The sequence below is a fragment of the Neisseria sp. P0001.S005 genome (genome assembly GCF_051963715.1).
Genome location: NZ_JBQCTZ010000732.1, coordinates 1 through 379 on the forward strand (window position 1 = coordinate 1; position 379 = coordinate 379).

1 protein-coding gene is annotated in these 379 nt (G+C 47.2%); it reads left to right on the forward strand.

The window, feature by feature from the left end; translation table 11 throughout:
* Positions 1-369, forward strand: a 369-nt coding sequence (locus ACTHSP_RS22605) for an SCO family protein (RefSeq protein ID WP_440347084.1), incomplete at its 5' end; no start/stop codon positions are given.
* Positions 370-379 lie beyond the last annotated feature (10 nt).

The following is a 379-nucleotide window of genomic DNA, read 5'->3' on the forward strand; positions in this document are numbered from 1 at the left end:
TGCCCAACCGAGTTGCTGACTTACAGCGACACGTTGAAACAATTGGGCGATCAGGCTAAAGACGTGAAAGTAGTATTTGTCAGCATCGACCCTGAGCGCGATACGCCTGAGGTAATCGGCAAATACGCCAAACAGTTCAACCCTGATTTTATCGGCCTGACGGCAACCGGCGATCAAAGCCTGCCTGTCATCAAACAGCAATACCGTGTGGTATCGGCTAAAGTCAACCAAAAAGAAGACAGCGAAAACTATTTGGTCGACCACTCTTCAGGTGCATATTTGATTGATAAAAACGGTGAAGTGGCGATTTTCTCGCCTTATGGCAGCGAGCCGGAAACGATTGCGGCTGATGTGAAAACTTTATTGTAAAACCGTAGTT